17 protein-coding genes and 1 pseudogene are annotated in these 18,233 nt (G+C 63.1%); 7 read left to right on the top strand and 11 right to left on the bottom strand.

The features are described 5' to 3' along the window. Nucleotides 1–3: 3 nt before the first annotated feature. The 4 genes from ACVJ19_RS25185 to ACVJ19_RS25170 all read right to left on the bottom strand — a co-directional run bounded on the left by ACVJ19_RS25185 (nucleotide 4) and on the right by ACVJ19_RS25170 (nucleotide 3,536). Nucleotides 4–885 (bottom strand): alpha/beta fold hydrolase, encoded by an 882-nt coding sequence (locus ACVJ19_RS25185; RefSeq protein ID WP_453951806.1) that lies wholly within the window; start codon nucleotides 883–885, stop codon nucleotides 4–6. Nucleotides 886–896: 11 nt separating this feature from the next. After that, nucleotides 897–2,042 (bottom strand): pyridoxal phosphate-dependent aminotransferase, encoded by a 1,146-nt coding sequence (locus ACVJ19_RS25180; RefSeq protein ID WP_453951805.1) that lies wholly within the window; start codon nucleotides 2,040–2,042, stop codon nucleotides 897–899. A gap of 7 nt (nucleotides 2,043–2,049) precedes the next feature. Next, nucleotides 2,050–2,829, bottom strand: a complete 780-nt coding sequence (locus ACVJ19_RS25175) for an SDR family oxidoreductase (protein WP_453951804.1) — start codon at nucleotides 2,827–2,829, stop codon at nucleotides 2,050–2,052. 68 nt (nucleotides 2,830–2,897) lie between these two features. Further along, the gene (locus ACVJ19_RS25170) at nucleotides 2,898–3,536 is read right to left on the bottom strand and encodes a GntR family transcriptional regulator (protein WP_453951802.1); all 639 of its coding nucleotides are present in this window, start codon (nucleotides 3,534–3,536) and stop codon (nucleotides 2,898–2,900) included. Nucleotides 3,537–3,838: 302 nt separating this feature from the next. Between ACVJ19_RS25170 and ACVJ19_RS25165 the strand changes: the two genes are divergently transcribed. The 6 genes and pseudogenes from ACVJ19_RS25165 (at nucleotide 3,839) to ACVJ19_RS25140 (ending at nucleotide 9,388) form a co-directional block, all read left to right on the top strand. Then, the gene (locus ACVJ19_RS25165; protein ID WP_453951801.1) at nucleotides 3,839–4,696 is read left to right on the top strand and encodes an ABC transporter ATP-binding protein; all 858 of its coding nucleotides are present in this window, start codon (nucleotides 3,839–3,841) and stop codon (nucleotides 4,694–4,696) included. Further along, nucleotides 4,693–5,472: a class II aldolase/adducin family protein gene (locus ACVJ19_RS25160; protein ID WP_453951800.1), complete on the top strand. Its 780-nt coding sequence runs from the start codon at nucleotides 4,693–4,695 to the stop codon at nucleotides 5,470–5,472. The genes ACVJ19_RS25165 and ACVJ19_RS25160 overlap by 4 nt, the downstream gene beginning before the upstream one ends. After that, nucleotides 5,418–6,512 (top strand): annotated as a pseudogene (locus ACVJ19_RS25155) (ABC transporter substrate-binding protein). The gene ACVJ19_RS25160 and the pseudogene ACVJ19_RS25155 overlap by 55 nt, the downstream one beginning before the upstream one ends. Further along, nucleotides 6,509–7,324, top strand: a complete 816-nt coding sequence (locus tag ACVJ19_RS25150; RefSeq protein ID WP_453951799.1) for an ABC transporter permease — start codon at nucleotides 6,509–6,511, stop codon at nucleotides 7,322–7,324. The pseudogene ACVJ19_RS25155 and the gene ACVJ19_RS25150 overlap by 4 nt, the downstream one beginning before the upstream one ends. Further along, nucleotides 7,321–8,079, top strand: a complete 759-nt coding sequence (locus ACVJ19_RS25145; RefSeq protein ID WP_453951798.1) for an ABC transporter permease — start codon at nucleotides 7,321–7,323, stop codon at nucleotides 8,077–8,079. Before ACVJ19_RS25150 ends, ACVJ19_RS25145 begins: the two co-directional genes overlap by 4 nt. A gap of 4 nt (nucleotides 8,080–8,083) precedes the next feature. Beyond that, on the top strand, nucleotides 8,084–9,388 hold the full coding sequence (locus ACVJ19_RS25140; protein WP_453951797.1) for an LLM class flavin-dependent oxidoreductase: 1,305 nt from the start codon (nucleotides 8,084–8,086) through the stop codon (nucleotides 9,386–9,388). Between the two features lie 657 nt (nucleotides 9,389–10,045). Here ACVJ19_RS25140 and solA read toward each other — a convergent pair. The 7 genes from solA to ACVJ19_RS25105 form a co-directional block, all read right to left on the bottom strand. Further along, the gene (gene solA, locus ACVJ19_RS25135; RefSeq protein ID WP_453951796.1) at nucleotides 10,046–11,212 is read right to left on the bottom strand and encodes an N-methyl-L-tryptophan oxidase; all 1,167 of its coding nucleotides are present in this window, start codon (nucleotides 11,210–11,212) and stop codon (nucleotides 10,046–10,048) included. A gap of 84 nt (nucleotides 11,213–11,296) precedes the next feature. Then, complete coding sequence (locus tag ACVJ19_RS25130; protein WP_453951794.1) at nucleotides 11,297–12,613, bottom strand: NAD(P)/FAD-dependent oxidoreductase; 1,317 nt, start codon at nucleotides 12,611–12,613, stop codon at nucleotides 11,297–11,299. A 42-nt stretch (nucleotides 12,614–12,655) separates the two neighbouring features. After that, entirely contained in the window at nucleotides 12,656–13,972 is a 1,317-nt protein-coding gene (locus ACVJ19_RS25125) for an NAD(P)/FAD-dependent oxidoreductase (protein WP_453951793.1), read from the bottom strand. Between the two features lie 50 nt (nucleotides 13,973–14,022). After that, nucleotides 14,023–14,769, bottom strand: a complete 747-nt coding sequence (locus ACVJ19_RS25120; RefSeq protein ID WP_453951792.1) for an amino acid ABC transporter ATP-binding protein — start codon at nucleotides 14,767–14,769, stop codon at nucleotides 14,023–14,025. Further along, nucleotides 14,766–15,581, bottom strand: a complete 816-nt coding sequence (locus tag ACVJ19_RS25115) for an amino acid ABC transporter permease (protein ID WP_453951791.1) — start codon at nucleotides 15,579–15,581, stop codon at nucleotides 14,766–14,768. Before ACVJ19_RS25115 ends, ACVJ19_RS25120 begins: the two co-directional genes overlap by 4 nt. After that, complete coding sequence (locus ACVJ19_RS25110; RefSeq protein WP_453951789.1) at nucleotides 15,581–16,297, bottom strand: amino acid ABC transporter permease; 717 nt, start codon at nucleotides 16,295–16,297, stop codon at nucleotides 15,581–15,583. Before ACVJ19_RS25110 ends, ACVJ19_RS25115 begins: the two co-directional genes overlap by 1 nt. A 20-nt stretch (nucleotides 16,298–16,317) precedes the next feature. Continuing rightward, nucleotides 16,318–17,148 (bottom strand): transporter substrate-binding domain-containing protein, encoded by an 831-nt coding sequence (locus ACVJ19_RS25105; protein WP_453951788.1) that lies wholly within the window; start codon nucleotides 17,146–17,148, stop codon nucleotides 16,318–16,320. A gap of 198 nt (nucleotides 17,149–17,346) precedes the next feature. Between ACVJ19_RS25105 and ACVJ19_RS25100 the strand changes: the two genes are divergently transcribed. Continuing rightward, entirely contained in the window at nucleotides 17,347–18,117 is a 771-nt protein-coding gene (locus tag ACVJ19_RS25100; protein WP_453951787.1) for an IclR family transcriptional regulator, read from the top strand. Nucleotides 18,118–18,233: the final 116 nt, after the last annotated feature.

Genomic DNA, 18,233 nt, shown 5'->3' with positions numbered 1-18,233 from the left:
CGACTACTTCGTTCGCATGATCTGGCCCGGCAGCGCGCGGGGATCGCGCGGCAGCCAGCGTCCCGCCTCCACCTGGGCGATGAACTCGGCGAGCTGCACATTGAACGCCGCCGGCTCTTCGAGATTGAGCGTGTGGCCGGTCTTGGGGAAGACCGAGAGGCCGCAGGCCGGAATGGTCTTCTTCAGGAAGATGCCGGGCTGGAGACAATGATCGTCCTCGTCGCCAACGATAACCAGCGTTGGCACCATCATCTTCTTCAGGCCGTCTTCGAGATCGTAGAAGGACGGTCGACGTGCCTGGACGCCGCGCATGGTGTTGGCGGCACCGCGATCGGAATGGGTGGCGAGGCGATCGGCGAATTCCTGCCAGCCGCGCGGATCCTTGTTCTGAAACTGGACGCGGCTCGCGCCGAGCGCGTAGATCTTCGAAAATTCCTTCGCGCCCTGCTTCTCGAAATTGTCGGCGACTTCGAGCGAGACTCCGCGGAAATACTCCTCGAACTCCTTCTCGCAGCCGTAACCGGCCCCCGCCACCGTGAGCGACAGCGCGCGCTCCGGAGTGCGCAGGCCGAAATGCACCGTGCAGAAGCCGCCCATGGAGAGGCCGACGATGTGCGCCTTTTCGATCTTCAGCGCATCGAGCACGGCGACCGCATCATCAGCGGCGATCGCCTGCGAATAGGCCTCCACGCTGTCGGGCACGTCCGACGGCGGATAGCCGCGCGCGGCGTAGCTGACGCAGCGGTGACGCCGGCTGAAATAGCGCAGTTGCGGCTCCCAGCTGTCGTGATTGCCGCCGAACTCGTGGATGAAGAGGATCGGCGTGCCCTCACCCGCCTCTTCCACATGAAGCTTCACGCCGTCCTTCGCTGTGATCATCGTCATCGGCATCGTCCCTAGAATTGCGGCGGCAGGTCGTTGAGCGTACGCGCCTGCGCAACCATGTCCGGCAGCAGCATGCAGAGTTTTTCGACCCACGCCTGCGGCACCGAGGTGCTGATCTTCACAAACCGGTCGCCGAAGCGCTGGGTGTGATAGGTGCCCTGGCGGATCATGATGCCCTGCCGGCGATAGCACTCGACCAGCGCTTCGGGACGGATCCCCGCCGCAATGGTCTCCAGCACCAGGAAGTTGCCGTGCGAGGGCATGATCGGCAGCGCCAATCCGTCGATCGCGGCCGACGCCTCCTGGATCATCGCCTTGTTGGCGCGGTCGGTGCTGCGGACCTTCTTCATCCATTCGGCCTTGACCGATAACCCCGCCTGCGCCGCGCGCTGGGCGATGACGCTGGCGCCGAGCACACTCGTGGACGTCTGCGCCAGCTCCTCGAACAGATCAGGCGCTGCGACGAGCGCACCGATCCGCAAGCCCGCAAGCCCGAGCCATTTCGAAAAGCTGGTCGAGACCACCGAGCCTTTCGGGGCCACGTGGAGCGCCGGCGTGTGGCCATCGGCAAAATCGCGGTAGGTGCAGTCATGCACCAGCAGCGCGCCGCAATCGCGCGCGATCGCAGCAAAGCTCTCGATTTCTTCTCGGGTGTAGCGAATGCCGAGCGGATTATTGGGATCGACGAGATAAATGATCGCCGTACGCTCATCGACATTCGCCTTCAACGCCTCGGGCGTCAGGCGGTAATTGCAGGCGGGATCGTAGATCGGAATCTCGATCACCTCGGCGCCCTGCTGGCGCGCGAACAGGCACGGCCACTTCCAGGTCGGGTCCGTCGTGACCAGCGTGGTGCCGGGCTTGCAGCGCGCGCGGCAGATCATCGCCAGCGCGTTGACGCCGCCCTCGGTCACCAGCGCCTCCGCGCCGGGCGTGCCGAGATCGGCGACAATCGCGGCGCGCAGCGCCTCGAAGCCAAGCGGCGGCGCATAGGCATTGAACTCGCCGGCCTCGATCGAGCGCAGCATCGCCTCACGCACGGCGGGATGGCTCTCGATATGGTTGGTGTTCTGGCCGAGCCAATAGAGCCCCGGCGTCGCCGAGAGCTCGTCGAAATAGCGGTTGCGGACCAGCGCTGCGGATTGAAACCCCGACATCGACGCCTCAGATCACGGAGCCGCGTGCGGCAATGCCGCCGTCGATCGTCACCACGGTGCCGGTGATGTAGCCGGACCGCGGCGAGGACAGGAAGGCGACGAGATCGGCGACCTCCTCCGACGTCGCGGGCCGCTTGCCCGGATATTTGTCGAACAGCTCCTCCCAGCGGCTCTCGTCGCCGAGCATGTCGATCGCCTTGCGCTTCATGATCTTGAGCATGCGGTCGGTGGCAACCGGACCCGGATTGACGGCGACGACGCGAACGCCGTGATCGAGGCTGCGGCCGCCGAGCGCCTTTGTGAAGGACATCAGCGCCGCATTGCCGGTCGAGCCTGCGATGTAGCTCGCGTCCCAGTTCTCGCCGGAATTGCCGATGATGTTGATGATGACGCCGTCCTTGCCCTTCATGTGCGGATAATAGAGACGCGACAGCGTGATGTAGCCGAACACCTTGAGATCGAAGCCGCGGCGCCACGCGGCATCGTCGAGAATTTCCAAAGAGCCTGCCGGGATGTCGCCGGCGTTGTTGATGAGGATGTCGACGTCGCCGACCTCGGCCGCGAGCTTTTCCATCGCAGCCGTGCTCGACAAATCGAGCGCATGGATGGTGATCTTCACGCCATGGCGGGCTTCGAGCTGCTTCTTGGCCTCGAGCATCGCCTCGCCGTTGCGGGCGGCGAGATGCAGATGACACCCCTCCGCGGCGAAGAGCTCGGCCACCGCAAGTCCAATTCCTTTCGACGCGCCGGTGATCAAGGCGGTCTTGTTCGTCAGCTTCAGGTCCACTCCGGGTCTCCAGGATGCAAGCTAGATATACAAGGTCTAGCAATTTGCATACCAAGAGGCCGGGGCGGTCATTCGAAGGCGGCGAGGAAGTCCAGCAGGTTGTCGCCGAGCAGGTTGACGTGGTCCCGCATGGCGCTGTGCGCCCGCTCGGGATCATGAGCCAGGATCGCCTGCATGATCGCCTCGTGCTCGCGGACGGTATCTGCGATCCGGTTCGGCATGCGCGTCACCCGACGGCGATAGGCGGCCACCTGATTGCGCAGCTTGCGGGTCTGGTCGGCGAGGAAAGTGTTGCGCGAGGCCTCGTAGATCGCTTCGTGGAATTCCTGGTTGATGTCATAGAAGACGTCGATGTCGCCGGTTTCGCCTGCTGCAACAAGCCTCTGGTGTATCTCGCCAATTTCCGCACCCCAGGCCTGAGACACGCGCCTTGCGGCAAGCCGCGCGCAGAGCCCTTCGAGCTCTGCCATAACCTGAAACATCTCGATCAGCGCCTGCGCCTTGATGCTGCGGACCGTCGCCCCCTGCCGGCCGCGCAGCTCGACCAGATTGTTGGCTGCCATCAAACGGAACGCCTCCCGCACTGGCGTGCGCGAGACGCCGAAACGCTGGGCGATCTCCTGCTCGTCGAGCCGGCTTCCCGGCTCCAAATGGCCGGCTGCGATCGCGCCCTCGAGCCTCTGGCGCAAGCTTTCGGCGAGCGTCATGCCTGGACTCGCGGTGAGGGTTTCGTGCCCATTTTTGACGCGCTTGCCTGCGCTATGTGCACCAATACTCGCCATTATGTTTCTCCAATCCCAATATACGTATACATATTGGCGCTCCTATTACGACGAATAGCCGGTTTTCTCCGGGAGATGCGGGTGTCGCCGAGATATTCGCCGTCGTTCTCGCAAGTCTTATGCCTGATTTGCCGGAAAATCGCACTGGCACACGAGTTGCTACGGGATTTTGACGCGGCTCCGCTTTCGTATGCGAATGGCCGCTGCCATTATACAAGGATATCCCGGTGCAGGCTGCCCGCCTCCCCCATCCCGGCCTGGTCACCGATGCCCCGCAGGCTCAGCCCAAGCCGCTGCTTGAACTTCGCGCGATCAGCAAGACATTCGGTGCTGTCGCGGCGCTATCAGGGCTTCAGGCGAGCATCGCCCCCGGCGAGTTCGTCACCGTTGTCGGCCCCAGCGGCTGCGGCAAGAGCACCCTCTTCAACATCGTCGCCGGGCTGGAAGAACCCGATGCCGGCGGCATCCTGCGCTTCGAGGACAAGAGCTGCCATGCTGCCGATCTGCTCGGCCGTGTCTCCTTCATGCCGCAGCGCGACCTGCTGTTTCCCTGGCGCAACGTCGTGGACAACGCCATCCTCGCGCTCGAGGTCGAGGGCATGCCGCGCGAGCACGCGCGCGCCAAGGCGCTGAAGATGCTGCCCGAGTTCGGCCTCGCCGGCTTCGAGAAGCAATATCCCAATCAATTGTCCGGCGGCATGCGCCAGCGCGTCGCCCTGATGCGGACCTTCCTGTTCGAGCGCGACCTGATGCTGCTGGACGAGCCGTTCGGCGCGCTCGACGCGCTGACGCGGGCGATGATGCAGCGCTGGCTGCTCGACGTCTGGCAGAAATACCGCCGCACCATTCTCTTCATCACCCATGACGTCGACGAGGCGATCTTCCTCGGCGATCGCGTGCTGGTCATGACCGCCCGTCCCGGCTCGGTGAAGCTCGAACAGGTCGTCGATCTCCCGCGCCCGCGCCGGCCGGAGATCGTCACCTCCCCCGAATTCGTCCGCCTCAAGCGTACCCTGCTCGATGCGATCGAGGAGGAAAGCATGAAATCGTTCCAATCCTCCATCGCGCAGGAGAAGCCGCAGTGAACGCGATGTCGGCGAGAGATGCGAACGGGATCGATCCGGCCGAGTGGGACGCCCGCGTCAAGCTCGCGGCCTGCTATCGCATGGTCGCCAAGCTCGGCATGGACGATCTGATCTACAATCACATCTCCCTGCGCGTGCCCGGCCACGAGGATCAGTTCCTGATCAATCCCTACGGGCTGCTGTTCGACGAGATCACGGCGTCGAGCCTCGTCAAGATCGACACCAGGGGAAACAAGCTCGACGACACGCCTCATGCGTTCAACGTCGCGGCCTTCGTCATCCATGCCGCGATCCACACCTCGAACCACGACGCGGCGTGCGTGCTGCACACCCATTCCGACGCGAGCGTCGCTGTGTCCGGGCAGGAAAAAGGCCTGCTGCCGCTCAGCCAGTTCGCGATGCGCTTCTACGACCGTCAGGCCTTCCACGATTACGAGGGCGTTGCGATCGACCTCGACGAGCAGGTCCGCCTGGTGCGCGATCTCGGTCCGCACAAGGTGGTGCTGATGCGCAATCACGGCATCCTCACCGTCGGCCGGACGCCGGGCGAAGCCTTCATGCTGCTCTATTATTTCGAACGCGCCGCGCGGATCCAGCTGCAGATGCAGGCGGCGGCCGCTGCCGGCGCCAGGCTGGTGATGCCCCCGCACGAAATCTGCGAGAAGGCCGCCCGACAGTTCTGGGAATTGCAGGGCGACATCCTCGTGCCCGGCGAACGCGAATGGCCGGCGCTGATGCGCCAGCTCGACCGCACCGATCCATCCTATCGCAATTGATTTTCACCGTCTGGAGTATGACCATGTTGAGCCGTCGTCACGCCTTCTCCGTCCTCTTCGCCATTGCACTGGCGACCGGCTCGCTTGTGACGGCTGCGCCCGCCGCCGAATTGCAGAAGGCGAGCCTGCGCCTGAAATGGCTGCCGCAGGCGCAGTTCGCCGGCTTCTACGTCGCAGCGGCCAAGGACTACTACAAGGCCGAGGGCATCGACCTCACCATCAATCCCGGTTGACCCAATCTGCTGACCGAGAACCTTGTCGCGACCGGCGCCGACACGTTCGGTCTGTCCGGCGGTACCGACAGCGTGTTCGCGGCCCGCGACAAGGGACTGCCGATCGTCTGCATCGGCGTGTCGCACCAGATCACGCCCTTCATCTTCGTCACCCGCAAGGACGGGCCGGTGAAAACAATCCAGGATTTCAAGGGCAAGACTGTCACCACCTGGTTCACAGGCGCCAACCATGTGCTGAACGGCATGCTCGCCAAGGAAGGCATCAAGCCGGATGAGTTGAAGATCCAGCCGCAGCAGGTTTCAGTGACGCCGTTCGTGGACGGCAGCGTCGATGTCATCACCGCGACCTATTACAACGAGTTCTACACCATTCAGTCCCGCATGCCGAAGGACAGCCTGAAGACCTTCGTCGCCGAGGATTACGGCATCACCTTCCCGCGCGACACGCTGATCGTGGCCGAGGCGACCGCCAAGGAGAAGCCGGAGCTGGTCAAGGCGTTCCTGCGCGCTTCGCTGAAGGGCTGGAAGGACGCGTTCTCCGATCCCAAGGGCGCCGTCGATACGGTGATGGCCGCGGCCCCGACGCTCGACCGCGCGCAGCAGGAATTCATGCTGACCGAAGTCAAACGCCTGATGACCGCTGGCGCTGCGGCGAAGAACGGCATGTTCTGGATTGATGCCGACGCGGTCAAGACCGCCCACGACTTCTTCCTGAAGTATGGCGTGATCTCCAAGCCGGTCGATCTCGCCGCGGCCTATGATGCCAGCTTTATCCAGAGCGTCCCGGCGGCGGACCGGCTGCCGTGAGCAGCCCTGCGGCGACATCGCTCGGTGACGGCCGCGCGGCTGCGCGGCCAGTCACGATGCCGGATTCGCTGCGCAAGCTGGTCCGGCTGCTGCTCGGCCTCGCCATCGCGGCGGTGATCTGGGAAGGCGCGGTGCTGCTATTCGGCATCCGTCCCTATTACCTGCCACGCCTCAGCACGATCCTGATGACGATGGCGGCGACACCGCGGGCTTATGTCGACGGCTTCCTGCGCACGCTCGCCGAGACGCTGATCGGCTTCGCCTCCGGCGGCGCGTTCGGCGTGCTCATGGGCGTCGTGTTCTTCCGCATCCGCGCGCTGCGCGAGATGATCTTTCCGATCTTCGTGGTGTCGCAGACCATTCCGGTGATCGCTTTCGGCGCGCTGGTCGTGCTGTGGTTCGGCAACACCCTGCTCGCCAAGGCGATGATCGCCTTCTACCTGACCTTCTTTCCGGTGACGGTGAACACGCTGCTGGGCCTCGAGACGGTCGATCCCAAGCAGGTCGCGTTGATGCGCAGCTTCGGCGCCTCCAACCGCCAGCTGCTGCTGCGCCTGCAGATGCCGACCGCGCTGCCGCAGATCTTCGTGGCGCTGCGGCTCGCCGCATCGTTGAGCCTCGTCGGTGCCATCGTCGGCGAATGGTTTGGCGACACCACCGGGCTCGGCGTGCTGCTGCTCCAGGCCATGTTCACCGAGAATGTGGTCGCGATCTGGGGTGCCCTGCTCGCCGCCGCCCTGCTCGGCACGGGCTTCTATGCCGTGGTTGCCGCGATCGAGCGACGCCTCGTGTTCTGGAGCGCCGAGCAATGAGCCGCGCGCTGGCCTCGCCCTCGCTCGCCGTCCAGCGCGGTATTCTCGGCGTTGTCCTGCTGATCGCGTGCTGGGAAGGCACTGCGCGCGGACTGCATCTGCCGGCCTATGTGCTCCCCGCCGTCAGCGAAATCCTCGTCGGCCTCTGGTCCAAGCGCACAATCCTCATTGACGCCGCCGGCTACACGTTGCTGGAAGCGCTGGCGGGCTATGGTCTCGGCTGCCTGATCGGCATCGGCCTTGCCATTGCGATCGCATTGGTGCCGCCGCTCCGCAGCGCGATCCTGCCGCTCGCAACTGCCATCAATTCGGTGCCCGTGGTCGGCTATTCGCCGCTGATCCTGCTCTGGTTCGGCATCGGCGTCAGCTCGAAGATCGTGATGGTGGCGATGGCGGTGAGCTTCACCATCCTGCTATCGATGCTGGCCGGGCTCGACCGTGTCGATCGCCGCGCCATCGACCTGATGCGAAGCTTCGGCGCAAGCCGCTTTAGCGTGCTGTGGCGCCTTCGCCTGCCGACCGCGCTGCCACTGTTGCTCGCCGGCATGCGCGTTTCCACGGTGCGCAGCGTCATCGTGGCGATCGTCACCGAAATGCTCGGCGCGCACGGCGGGCTCGGCTGGGTGATCTACCAGGCCGTGCTCCAGATCGACTTCGTCCAGGTCTGGTCGGCGATCTTCGTCGCCTCTGCCGCGAGCCTCGCCTTCTTCGGCCTGATCGGCTTCCTCGAGCGAAAAATCCTGTTCTGGACATGATGCCATGAAACGACAGATGCATCTCGGCCTGTTCATCCTCGGCACCGGCAGCCACGTCGCCGGCTGGCGCTATCCCGGCGCGGTCGACAGCTTCCAGGACTTCGCGGCGATCCAGGAGATCGGACGCACCGCCGAGCGCGGCAAGTTCGACCTGATCTTCATGGGCGACAATCTTTATGCTGATGCCGCCGCCCATCCCTCCTACACGCTGCGGCTGGAGCCGCTGACGATGCTGGCAGCGCTGTCGACGTCGACCAGCCATATCGGCCTCGGCGCCACCGTCTCCACCACCTACAGCGACCCGTTTTCGGTCGCGCGCGTCTTCGCCTCGCTCGATCACATCTCCGGGGGACGCGCGGCGTGGAACGCGGTGACGACCGCCAATCCGGCGACGGCGGCGAATTTCGGGACCACCCATCCCGACCACGCCCGCCGCTACGAGATGGCCGGCGAATTCCTCGATGTAGTCAAGGGCCTGTGGGACGGCTGGGCCGACGACGCCATCGTCGCGGACCGCGCCCGTGGCCTCTACATCGATCCGGCGAAACTTCGCCCGATCGACCATGACGGCGCATTCTTCAAGGTGAAGGGCCCGCTCAACATCGGCCGCACCCCGCAAGGCCAGCCCGTTGTGCTGCAGGCCGGCGGCTCCGAGGCCGGCCAGGCGCTCGCCGCGCGCACCGCCGACATCGTGTTCTCGGTGGTGCAGGACATCGAGGAAGCCAAGGCCGGCTACGCCTCGCTGAAGACGCGGCTGCCGGCATTCGGGCGCAGGCCGGAGGATGTCACCGTGCTGCCGGGCGTGATGCCCGTGGTCGGCCGCACCGACAAGGAGGCGTTCGAGAAGCTCAACACACTCCAGAGCTTTGTCAGCGGCAGCAACGCGCTCGCGATCCTCTCCGACCGTTTCGGCCGCGACATGTCGGCCTACGATCTCGACGGACCGATCCCCGACATCGCGCCGTCGGACAGCTATCACAGCTTCGCCAGCGTCATGCTCGCCAAGGGCCGCCGCGAGAACATGACGCTGCGCGACCTCTACAATCTCACCGCCGCCGCCCGCGGCCACTGGGTGCTGTGCGGCTCGGCCGAACGCATCGCCGACACGCTCCAGCTCTGGTTCGAGGGGCACGCCGCCGACGGATTCAATGTCATGCCGCCCTACTTTCACGAAGGCTTTGGGGATTTCGTCCAGCTCGTGGTCCCTCTTCTTCAGGAACGCGGTCTGTTCCGCTCTGAGTATGAAGGCACAACATTACGCGATCACCTCGGCCTGCACAGGCCCACGAATGCATTCTTCGAGGCCTAGAATTCGATGCAGATCGCAGACGTGGCGTACCAAGGTTGCGTAGAATCCATTACCGCGACCTGCTCGCGCTTTCCTTCTTGGGCCAGACGCGCAACTTCTGCGGAGTCAAATCAGTCCGAGACGTCGACCCACACTGGCCTTCAATGGATTTTTCTTGATCTCCCGGTGCACATGTTGTGCACACACCCGCCTCTAACCGATTGAAGAAATTAAACTCTTGCTCCAATCCATCATCGGGGCCACGGAGAACTTGAATCTTTGTAATTCAACAGCTTGATCTTGATCTTCAGCTCGCGCAGTCCACGGTACCGCTTCCGAGCTATCCCGCTCAGGTCATTGCCATACATTCATTGCCCAAGCATGCACCACTTTCAACAGAAAGAATTTCGCTTCTTGGCAGGGAGAGCAAGCTGACGCCTGAGGGCGCCGGGAAGAACCTTGGAGAGCCAGCATCGGCGAGAATGATCCGGCAGCTCAATAGGCCGTGAGCTATCGGCTCATATCATCTCCGAGACGCGCGCTATGCGTCTTGCGAGATCGGCCGGCAGTTCCCACCGCTTTTCCGCTGGATCGTCGTAGCGCCCCCTGACGGAGCCCTTTTGTCGATCGAGCGCATTTCGCCGAAGCGCTGGTCCATCTATGGGAGAGCGGCTGGACTTACTCAAAACGTGCGATCGCAAACGAAGTCAGATCGATATGGTTACGCCCACCGGTCAATCGTTCGGCAACCACAGCACCGATTCCGGCGGAGTGCTTGAAACCGTGGCCGGAACATGCCGAGACCACGAAAATGCGATCGTGACGCGGATGGTGATCAATTATGAACCCGCGATCGGGAGTGACGGTGTAGAGACAGGCGGCCGCTTGAGCCACGCGCGGCGTCGCACCTGCCAACCGCCTTTGGACGTGCCTGCGGTACATCTCGGCGGACTCTGCCGGATCGACCTCGCGGTTGATGGCATCAGCGGTGGTCGGCATCTCATACTGTTCGGTCGCGACCTTGATCCGGCGATCGCCCGGCAGCGGTGGAAAGCCATAGAGATAGTCGACGTCGGTCGCGCCATGCATCCAGATGAACGCCGGCGCGTCAGGTCGGTAGACCGCGAGATCGTCGAGTTCGTACCAGTGAAGAACCTGGCGATTGACGGTCAGCAGGCGATCGAACGGCGCTCCCAGCAAGGGCGCCGTCCAGCCACCGGCCGTCACCACAGCCTGCTGTGCCTCAATCGTTCCGCTCGAGGTCTCGACACGGACAATGCTGTGTTGGTCGACTGAAAGAACCTTAACGCCGGTACGGATTTGTGCGCCGAGTTGCGCGGCGCGGCTCAGTTGTGCCGAGATGCAGCGCTCCGGAAAAACATATCCGCCGCCAGGCTCATAGTAAGCCTTCTCGTTTCCTGCGAGGCCCAGGAATTGAGGGAACCTGCATGCAACTTCCGTACCGTCGAGAATTTCGTGCTCGATGCCGAAATCGCGTGCGACCTCGACCGAGCGTGCGACGAAGTCCGGTTTGCCATGGTGCGAGGTCGGTCCCGTGCCGGGCCCCATGACCAGAACGCCGCAATCATGCAGAAGCTTCTCGCCGGTATCCGCCTCGAGCTCACGCCAGATCCGGTGAGAGTTGAGGACGAGTGGAGCATAGACGCCACCCTCACCGACTGCCTGCCGCGTGATACGGGTTTCTCCGTGGCTCGACCCCATACGGTGTGGGGGCACGAAACGATCGACTCCGATCGCATGCACGCCACGCTTAGCCAACTGGTAAAGGATCGCACTGCCCATCGCGCCAAGACCTACGACAACGAAATCTGCTTGCTCGCTCATGGCGTGCTCTCCGGGTTCGAGTCTAAAGTTCTGACCGATGTAGGGGCGTCGCGATCCGCGATCGACGAGCACAAAAGGCTCAAATCAGGCGACCTTTTTCAACCGCTTGAATCGCTCGATCCGGAACGGAGCCGGATCGACGCAAGCCGTCGATCCGGTCACTAGGTCGGCCATCAACGCGCCGGCGCCCGGGCCGATACCAAAACCGTGACCGGAGAAACCTGTCGCGAGATAGAAGCCCGGAATGGCCCCCACCGGCGCTATGACTGGAACGGCATCCGGCGTAACGTCCATCAGGCCGGCCCACATCTTTGTGATCTTGGCATCGCCGAAAACCGGGAAAGCCTCGCGCAAATGGCGAACGCCGCCTCGAACGAACCGCCAGGATGGATCCGGATCGAGAATACGAATCTGTTCGAAAGGGGTAACTTCGTCGCTCCGCCAACTTCGCGCCATCGACAGCTCACGAAAAAACTGACCGCCGATGCGAAGTGTCAGCTCATTCCAGCTCTTGATGAGCGTCGGTGTATAATCGCAGAACAAACGGAAGCTGTCCGGCGTGATCGGCGCAATATTTGCGTTGCGCTGAGCGACAGTGAACCCGCCGTCCAAACGGCGACGGAAAGCGAAGTTGCCCGCACCAACTGCGAAATCCGGAACGCCGTCGACGGAGGACAGGCGGACGACGCTGCCGAGGATCTTCAGGACCGGAAGATCGATGCCCATGTTGCCAGCGAACAAGCGCGACCAGGCTCCCCCCGCCAGAACCACGGAGGAGCAGCGGATCTCACCGCGCTCGGTCACACAGCCGCTCACCCGACCGGCCGATCGCTCGATGGAGCGAACCGCGCAATTGGTGAGGATGTGCGCGCCTTTGGCGGCCGCGGCCCGCGCCATCGCCGGGACTGCGATAAAGGGCTCGGCCTTGCCGTCGCTCGGCGTGTGCAATGCGGCGCGGAACGGCTTCGTCGCTCCGGGAATGAGCGTCTTCAGCCCCTCGCCGCTGACGAGGCGGGAATCGAGACCAAGCGGGGCGGCATGCTTCAGCCACTCCTCATACATCGCAACGTCGGCATCGGTGTCGCAGAGGTAGGCGATGCCCGTCTGCCGAAAGCCCGTTTCGCCGGCGATGCGTGCGTTCATGCCGCGCCAAAGCCGGAGACTCTCGATGGCAAGTGGCAACTCGGCCGGATCGCGGCCCATCTGGCGCACCCAACCCCAGTTTCGCGACGACTGCTCCGCTCCGATCAATCCCTTGTCACACAAGGCCACGCTGACGCCGCGCTCAACCAGCGAAAGCGCGGTCGATACGCCGATGATGCCGCCGCCGATGACGACGACGTCCACCTTCGCCGGCAGTTCCTGCGGCGTGATGACGAGCTCGGGAATTATGCTGGACAAATTGCCCTCCTTCGCGGCGAACGCTTTGTGGGCCGCTCCAATTCAGCGTCCCGGACGATCGAGGAAATCGCGCAGGCGATACCAGCCGGCAAAGAGCGGCACGAACCAGGGCTTGCCCGAATAGAACGGCACGGCCGTGAACTCTTCGCGGTCAAAAGCCGACGGCAGGTTCTGCTCGCCGAGAATCTTGCGCGCCGTCTGGTAGCCGAGATAGGTCATCAGCGCGACGCCATTGCCGTTGCAGCCGGCCGCAAAATCAGTGCCGTCGCGAGCGCCGAGATGGGCGATCTTGTCGACGGTCATCGCCACACGGCCGCTCCAGGCATGGGTGATCTTCACACCCGCGAGCTGCGGCCAGACGGTGAGCATGCGCACATAGAGCCGCTTTGCGGCAAGCTTGTCCGGCATATCGAAGATGCCCGGGCGCGAGCCGAACAGCAGCCGCGTCCCGTCGGGTGACGGCCTTGCGTAGATCAGGTCACGGCGCGTGTCGGACACCATACGCGCCTGCGGAATGAGCTCCGCGAGCATATCTGCCGGCAGCGGTTCGGTGGCAATCTGATAGCTCTTCACCGGAACGATGCGGCTGGCGAGCCCCGGCGTCGCAACGGCATCGGTGTAGCCGTTGGTGGTCGCGACGACGTGGGTGGTCCGGATGCTGCCCCGCGCGGTTGGCACGATCTTCTCGCCACTCGCTCCGTCCAGCACCATCCCTGCACGCGCATGTGAGCGCAGCACGACGCCGGCGGCGCGCGCCCGGTCTCGCAACGCCTTGTGATACTTGCCCGGGTGCAGACCGCCATATTGGTCGATCACCATGCCGCCATGATAGTAATCCGAACCGATCGCAGATTGCTGCTGCGCGCGATCGACAAAACGCACGGTGACGCCGGTCTTTTCCGCCAGCAGCGCCCCGTGCCGTTTCAGCGTTTCGTAGTCGCCCATAGCGTGAGCGCCGAAAAAGCGGCCCGTGAGTGCGAGCCCGGCATCCAGCTTCTCGGTCTCGACCAGCATCTTCAGATAATCGAAGCTCTCGTTGCTTTCGCCGATCAGGCGCGAGAACAGCGCGGGATCGATCCCCTTGATCGCACCGCCAACCACCAGCTTCTGGCCGCTCGACACCATGCCGCCCGACCGCGTCGAGGCGCCCTCCCCGATCCGGTCACCGTCGATGACGACGACTGAGCGGCCGGCACGCGCCAGATGGGTCGCCGCATTCAGTCCGGCATAGCCCGAACCGATGACGACGACATCGGCTCGTTCCGGCAAGGGGTCGAGATCGGTTTCCGGTTCGGCGGCCTCCCACCAATAGGGCGCCTCCTTGAAGTCCTTGGCATAGATATCGTCAAAACGGGGCATGATGAATCGAGCCTTTCCGGCTTATCTTTCTTTGAACGGGGACGGCGTGATCAGAGAACCTGACCGAGGAATTCGCGCGTGCGAGGATCTTGCGGACTGTCGAAAAGTTCTCCAGGTGGCGCACTCTCCACGATCAGACCATGATCGGTGAAGCAGACTCGCTGCGAGACCTCCCGGGCGAACTTCATCTCATGCGTCACGAGGATGCAGGTGAGGCCCTCCTCCACCAGCTCGCGGATAGCGAACAGCACGTCCTTCACCGTCTCGGGATCAAGCGCCGCCGTCACCTCGTCGAACAGGATCACTTCCGGTTGCATCGCGAGCGCGCGGGCGATCGCCACGCGCTGCTGCTGTCCGCCGGAGAGCTGTCCCGGATAGCTGTCCGCCTTCTCGGAGAGCCGCACTTTCTTCAGCAGCTTGCGGGCGCGCTCCTCGACTTCGGCGCGATCGTGTCCGAGCACCTGGATGGGCGCCATCATGATGTTTTGCAGCGCGGTGCGATGCGGGAAGAGGTTGTATTGCTGGAACACCATCGCCACCTGATGGCGCAACGACCGCATCGCCTTATCCGACTTCAATTCGTGCACGCGATGCGTGCCGACGCGAATAAAGCCTTCGTCGATCGGAAACAGGCCGTTGATGCAGCGCAGGATGGTGGACTTTCCCGATCCGGAGGGGCCGATGATGCAGACGGCCTCGCCCTTCTGCACGAACAACGAAATGCCCTTGAGAACCTCGAAGTCGCCGAAGGACTTGCGGACGTTGTCGAGCTCGATCAGCGCTTCGATACGGCTCACAGGCTGTCTCCCTTCACGGCACGTTCCAGCCGGCGCGCGATGGCCGCGATCGGATAGCAATAGGCGATGAACAGGAACAGGATGGTCAGATAGAAATAGACGATCACCCGCTCGTTCTCCATGGCGAGCAGAGTGTTCAGGATCGTCAGGACGTCCTGGATTCCGGTGACCGTGGCGAGCGCGGTCGCGATCATCAAGAGCGCATAGAGATTCATCCAGCCAGGGATCATGCGCCGCATCGCCTGCTGCATGATCACGTGGCGATAGATCTGGAAAGTATTGTAGCCGAGTGAACGTGCCGCCTCCCATTGGCCGCTGTGAACAGATTGGACGGCGCCGCGGATCACCTCGGAAAAATTCGCCGCGGTCGGCAGCGCAAGGCCAATCACGGCTTTCACGAATGGTGGAAACGGAACGATCGTGCCGAAGATTCGCATCTCGAAGGGCAGGAAATAGAGCGTGGCAAAGAGCAGAACGAGCCAGGGTGAATTGCGCAGGAAATTCACCAACAGAAGAGACGGAACTCGGATCAATCCGACCCGCGCAAGCGTCCCAAGCCCCATGATCGTGCCGAGCGCGGTCGCCAGCGCTATGGAAGCGATCGAAAGGAGAATGTTGAGAACGAATCCGCCGGTGACCGGCCAACCGGTTGCTGAGCCGGTCAGAAGCAGGGGAAGCCGCACCAACACGCGGGTCCAGTAAGCCGAGCCGCCCGTCGCGGCATCAACAGCAATCCAGACCACTACGCCAAGGGTGATCAGCAACTGAACGGCGCGCTTCTTGTCATCGTAGTGGAGCACAAACCCCGCCATCAAACCCCCCTTCCGTATCCCGGGAAGGCCATAAAGGCCTCGAGCCTCGCCATCGCGAATGTGAGAATCGACACTAGCGCCACGTAGATGAGGAGCACGAGGATCATCACCTCCAGCGTGCGAAACGTGTCATTGTAGATCTGCCCGGCGTAGTACATCAGCTCCGGCACGGTGATGACGGACGCCTGCGACGTCGTCTTGAAGAGATTGGTCAGGATGTTCGTCAGCCCCGGCAGGCAGATGCGGGTCGCGATGGGTGCCTCGATGCGCCAGAAGCGGGCCCACCGGCCGTACCCGAGTGACCGCGCCGCATCGACGATCGACCGCGGCATGGTTTCGATACCTGAGCGAAACGCTTCGATGGCCAGTGCCCCGCCGAAGAGACTGAGCGAGATCGCAGCACAAGCAAAGGCGCTGAGCAGCGGCACTGATAGCCCGGTCGAAGGATCGGTCACCCTGAGACCGAGGGTCGAGAGCGTGAAATAGGCAAAGAGCATCTGTAGCAGCGGCGGCGTGTTGCGAAACACCTCGACGAACAGCTCGATCAGGGCATCAAGCCAGAATATCCGCAGGGTGAAGCCGAGAGCCCCGAGCATGCCGATGAGTATGGCGGCGCCCGACGAGAGCGCCGCCAGCTTCAGCGTGTTGACGACACCGATGAGCAGCCATCGCTGGTACGCTGGATCCGCGAGCCAGGAATAGTCGAGACCTAACAAGGGCTGCGGCTCCGTGTCCGTCAGTTCTTCTTCGCCGCCGCAGCCTTTGCCCGCGCGGCAATATAGTCGGAGTGCGGCATGCCGAACTCGGTCTCCCACGCGATCAGCTTGCCCTCGGCTTCGGCCTTGTCGATGGCCTTGTCGACGGCTTCGCGGAACTCGGCATCGTCCTTGCGCAGGCCGCCCGCCATCGGCTGGAATTCATAGGGTGCAACGGCAATCTTGTAGCTCGCCCAATCGGGCTCCTTGAGCTTCTGCTGAAGCGTCATATCGTCGAAGACGAAGCCGATGCAACGATTGTCCTTCAGCGCTCGATAGGCTTCCGGCTGCGTCTTGAAGGCGACGAGAGTGATCCCGAACTCCTCAGTCATCTTCTTGTTGTAGTAGGAGCCCTGAATGCCGCAGACCGACTTGCCTTTCAGCTCTTCCCACTTGGAGATCGTCGTCTCCTTGGCCATCAGCACCGATGGACCGGCGGCAGAAACATATTCCGTGGTGAAGTCGATGACCTTGGCGCGCTCGGCCGTCACGCCAAGTGTGGCGAAGATCGCATCGATACGGCCGGCAGTCAGGAAATCAATGCGATTGGCAGCGATGACCGGCACGAGTTCGATCTTGTCCTCGGAGCCGAGAAGCTCCTTGGCAACGTACTTGGCCAGCGAGACCTCAAAGCCGACGACTTCGCCCTTGTCGTTCAAATAGCCGTAGGGCACGTAGTCATTCTTCACGCCTACGATCAGCTTGCCGCGTGCCTTGACGTTATCGAGCGTCCCCGCCACCGCGGCGCCAGCCACGAAGAAGGTCGCGAGCGCGAGGGCAGAAGCGCCCATCATTCTCTTGAAGCCTGCCATCCTGTTCCCCTGGATAAATCAGGGCCTTCGGGCGCTGTTGCCGCAACGCCGCGTTAGCCGTCAACTTTGCTCGAATGCAGAAATCAGGCCGCTCGAAAAATGTGCACCTCTGTTAAGCGACCTAATTTTCATCATTGGAGGCTGATCTTTCTCATTAGACAAGTTGCCAACGGCAGTTTTTTCATAATATGAGATTTTATGTCACCGACCGCCCAGCCATCTTCTAGTGGAGCCCAGCTGCTCGACCGGACTGTCGTCCTGCTGGACCTCGTCGCCGATGGCGGCGTCGACGGCCTGTCGCTGAAGGAATTAGCGGCGCGCTCCGGGTTCAACACCGCCACCTGTCACCGCATCCTCAACACGCTGGTCGGCCGCAAGCTGCTCGCGCGCGACGACAAGAAACGGCGCTACCGGCTGGGTGCGCGCATGGCGATCTACGGCGTGCGCGCGGCCCGCGGCCCCGGAATGATCAGCCGCTGCGAGGTCGCACTGACCCGGCTCAGGCGGCGCACCGGCGACACGACCCATCTCATGGCCCGCTTCAACCACGATTCCGTCTGTCTCGACCGGCGCGACGGCGAATGCATCGTGCCGACGCTGACAGGATCGATCGGCGGCTTCGTGCCCCTCGGCGTCGGCCCCGGCTCGATCGCGATGCTCGCATTCCTCGACGAGGACGAGCAGGACTACATCATCCGCGCCAATCTCGGGCGCTATGCATCCTATCGCAACCTCACGAAGGACAAGGTTCGGCAGTTGATCGCCGACACCCGCCGGCGGGGCTACGCAGTGGATATGGGCGAGCTCATTCCAGGCATCGCCGGCGTGGGCATGCCAATCATGACGCCGGGAGAAAAGCCGGGCGCAGCGCTCAGCTTCACGCTGCTCTGCGCCAAGGTCGGGCCCGGCGTCATCGAACGCTATGGCGCCCTCCTCGAGGAAGAGATCAACGCCATCATTGGTCAGTAAGGCGGATTGGGTACACGCGGCAGCAACTCGGCGAGTCTCGTTCACATAGTGATGATGCGCGGCCGTGGCCCGGTGCTCAGTGTTAGCGAACGCCATGACGACGCCGAACCGTCTCA

The sequence above is a fragment of the Bradyrhizobium sp. USDA 376 genome (assembly GCF_054063675.1).
Note: the sequence above shows the minus strand (reverse complement) of the source record. Positions and strands in the feature narration are given on the sequence as shown.

Excerpts from the sequence above, each read along its gene's own strand:
- ACVJ19_RS25185 (WP_453951806.1), bottom strand. The coding sequence starts at position 885 with ATGACGATGATCACAGCGAAGGACGGCGTGAAGCTTCATGTGGAAGAG.
- ACVJ19_RS25180 (WP_453951805.1), bottom strand. The coding sequence starts at position 2,042 with ATGTCGGGGTTTCAATCCGCAGCGCTGGTCCGCAACCGCTATTTCGAC.
- ACVJ19_RS25170 (WP_453951802.1), bottom strand. The coding sequence starts at position 3,536 with ATGACGCTCGCCGAAAGCTTGCGCCAGAGGCTCGAGGGCGCGATCGCA.
- ACVJ19_RS25145 (WP_453951798.1), top strand. The coding sequence starts at position 7,321 with ATGAGCCGCGCGCTGGCCTCGCCCTCGCTCGCCGTCCAGCGCGGTATT.
- ACVJ19_RS25140 (WP_453951797.1), top strand. The coding sequence starts at position 8,084 with ATGAAACGACAGATGCATCTCGGCCTGTTCATCCTCGGCACCGGCAGC.
- solA (WP_453951796.1), bottom strand. The coding sequence starts at position 11,212 with ATGAGCGAGCAAGCAGATTTCGTTGTCGTAGGTCTTGGCGCGATGGGC.
- ACVJ19_RS25125 (WP_453951793.1), bottom strand. The coding sequence starts at position 13,972 with ATGCCCCGTTTTGACGATATCTATGCCAAGGACTTCAAGGAGGCGCCC.
- ACVJ19_RS25115 (WP_453951791.1), bottom strand. The coding sequence starts at position 15,581 with ATGGCGGGGTTTGTGCTCCACTACGATGACAAGAAGCGCGCCGTTCAG.
- ACVJ19_RS25105 (WP_453951788.1), bottom strand. The coding sequence starts at position 17,148 with ATGGCAGGCTTCAAGAGAATGATGGGCGCTTCTGCCCTCGCGCTCGCG.
- ACVJ19_RS25100 (WP_453951787.1), top strand. The coding sequence starts at position 17,347 with ATGTCACCGACCGCCCAGCCATCTTCTAGTGGAGCCCAGCTGCTCGAC.